General features: G+C 73.7%; 3 protein-coding genes. 1 reads left to right on the top strand and 2 read right to left on the bottom strand.

Annotated features, from left to right (window positions below):
- Window positions 1-932 (bottom strand): Gfo/Idh/MocA family protein (locus V7793_RS36290; protein ID WP_336013936.1); only part of this gene is annotated, 932 nt, incomplete at its 3' end.
- Window positions 933-951: 19 nt separating this feature from the next.
- On the bottom strand, window positions 952-1,878 hold the full coding sequence (locus V7793_RS36285) for a sugar phosphate isomerase/epimerase family protein (protein ID WP_336013935.1): 927 nt from the start codon (window positions 1,876-1,878) through the stop codon (window positions 952-954).
- Window positions 1,879-2,069: 191 nt separating this feature from the next.
- Here V7793_RS36285 and V7793_RS36280 point away from each other — a divergent pair.
- Window positions 2,070-2,575, top strand: a 506-nt coding sequence (locus tag V7793_RS36280) for a PfkB family carbohydrate kinase (RefSeq protein ID WP_336013934.1), incomplete at its 3' end; no start/stop codon positions are given.

The following is a 2,575-nucleotide window of genomic DNA, read 5'->3' as shown; positions in this document are numbered from 1 at the left end:
GCCGCCGCGTAGCCGTCCCACGCGCTCGGCCCCTCCGTCGCGCCGCGCCGCGTGGCGTCGACCCAGTGCTGGACCTCGCGGTCGTACGCGTCGCGGAAGCGGTCCACGTAGTCCTGGGCGACGGCGCCGCCCCAGCGGCCGGCCGCGTTCACGTACAGCCCGTGCGCGTCGCCGAGCCGCGCGCTGCCGCGCTCGGCCACCGCCTCGCACTGCACCTGGTAGCCGAAGCCGCAGTTGACGAAGATCTCGACGTCGGCGACCGCCCCGCCGGACGTCTCCAGGACGACCAGCTGGGGGTCGCTCAGGGCGTCCGGCGCGGCGGACGAGGGGGCCGGTTTCACCACGCTCACCGCCGTGATCTCCTGCCTCAGGAGCCACCGCGTGGCATCGATCTCGTGCACCACCGAGTCGTTGATCATCATCGCCTCGGTGAAGCCGGGCGGCGTGGCCACGTTGCGGTGCCGGCAGTGCAGCATCAGCGCCCGTCCGAGCGCCCCGCCGTCGAGCAGCGCCTTGAGCTGCACGTACTCCGCGTCGTAGCGCCGCATGAAGCCCACCTGCACCCGCCGGTGCCCGAGCCGGGCCTCGGCGTCCAGCACCCGCAGCGCGGACGCCGGATCGGGCGTGAGGGGCTTCTCGCACAGCACGGGCAGGTCGCGCGCGAGCGCGTCCAGCAGGGCCGCCTCGTGCGCGGGCCCGGGCGAGGCGATGAGCACGGCGTCGACGCCGGGCGCGTCCATCGCCGCGGCGGCGTCGGTGTGGGCCGCGCATCCGGGGATGCCCGCCGCCGCCTTCTCCGCGCGTTCGCCGTCGACGTCTATGACCGCGGCCACCCGGGCCCCGCTGATGACCTCGTCGATGCGCCGGATGTGGTCGGACCCCATCCGCCCCGTGCCGATGACGGCGACGCCGAGGGTGCCTTGGTGCTTCATGCGTCTCACTTTCCTCGTCTCAGACGCCGCAGCCGCGCAGGAACCCCCGCGTGCGCCGCGCGATCGGCAGCGGACGGTCCGGCGGGCACGGGTACATGTCCTGTTCCACGATGGCGAACAGGTCCGCGTCCAGCCGGGAGGCCGCTTCGATGACGGGTTCCAGTGCGGGAACCCCCCGCGGCGGCTCGCACATGACGCCCTGTCGCACGGCGGGCCCGAAGGCCGTCCCCTTGGCGAGGACGTCCGCGAGGACCTCCGGGTCGACCTGCTTGAGGTGGAGGTAGCCGATCCGCTCCCCGTACGTCTCGATGAGCCGGACGCTGTCCCCGCCGCAGTACGCGTAGTGCCCGGTGTCCAGGCAGAGGCTGACCAGCGACGCGTCCGTGGCGTCCAGGAAGCGCTCGACGTGCGCCTCGCTGTCGATGTGGGTGTCGGCGTGCGGGTGGACGACGATGCCGAGCCCGTAGCGCTCGCGGACCTCGCGGGCGAGCCGCTCCGTGCCGGCGGCGAGGTGGCGCCACTGCTCCGCGCTCAGCTCGGGGTCCTCGACGATCTCCGCGGTCCTGTCGTCGCGCCAGAAGGAGGGGATGACGACCAGGTGGCGGGCGCCCATCGCGGCGGTGAGCCCGGCGACCGGGGCGACGTGCTCCCAGGTCGCCTCCCAGGCGGCCGGCCCGCGGTGCAGCGCGGTGAAGACCGTGCCGGCGGAGACCGTGAGGCCGCGCCGCTGCGTCTCGTCGCGCAGGCGGGCGGCGTCGGTCGGCAGATAGCCGTACGGGCCCAGCTCGATCCACTCGTAGCCCGCCTCCGCGACCTCGTCGAGGAACCGCCGCCACGGCAGCTGCGCGGGATCGTCGGCGAACCAGACGCCCCACGAGTCGGGGGCGGAACCGACCCGGATGCGGCGGCGGCCGGCGGTGGGGGGCGTCGCGTGGGGAGCGGGCATGGTGGCTCTCCTCGGGCGAGGGCGGGATTGCCCGTAGCTTCCTAGGGGGGCGGGGGAGTGTCAAGGCTTCGTCCGGACATACGGACGTAACGTCAAGGCGTGTTCCGCTCAGGTCTATATGTAAGGACAAATCCTTGACAGGGTCCGGCGGACCCGGCTAGACCTGAGCCGAATCGTCAGGAAGGGCGCCGATGAGCCAGCCGAGTCCGCGTACGTCCCCCACCCCGTTCGACCTGATCACCATGGGCCGGGTCGGCGTGGACCTCTACCCCCTGCAGACCGGCGTGCCCCTGGCGAAGGCCGAGACCTTCGGGAAGTTCCTGGGCGGCTCGCCGGCGAACGTGGCCGTCGCCGCCGCCCGGCTCGGCAGGCGCACGGCGCTCATCAGCCGCACCGGCGCCGACCCCTTCGGCGACTACCTCCACGACGCGCTGCGCGACTTCGGCGTCTCCGACCGGTGGGTGACGCCCGTCGCCGCCTACCCCACGCCCCTGACCTTCTGCGAGATCTTCCCGCCGGACGACTTCCCCCTCTACTTCTACCGCCGCCCCAAGGCCCCCGACCTGGAGATCCACCCCCACGAGCTCGACCTCGGCGCGATCCGGGACGCCCGCATCTTCTGGGCGACCGGCACCGGCCTGTGCGAGGAGCCCAGCCGGGCCGCGACGCTGGCCGCGCTCGCGGCGCGCGGGCGGCG

Source organism: Streptomyces sp. KLMMK (assembly GCF_036961605.1).
GTDB classification, from domain to species: domain Bacteria; phylum Actinomycetota; class Actinomycetes; order Streptomycetales; family Streptomycetaceae; genus Streptomyces; species Streptomyces telluris.
Note: the sequence above shows the minus strand (reverse complement) of the source record. Positions and strands in the feature narration are given on the sequence as shown.

Excerpts from the sequence above, each read along its gene's own strand:
- V7793_RS36285 (WP_336013935.1), bottom strand. The coding sequence starts at position 1,878 with ATGCCCGCTCCCCACGCGACGCCCCCCACCGCCGGCCGCCGCCGCATC.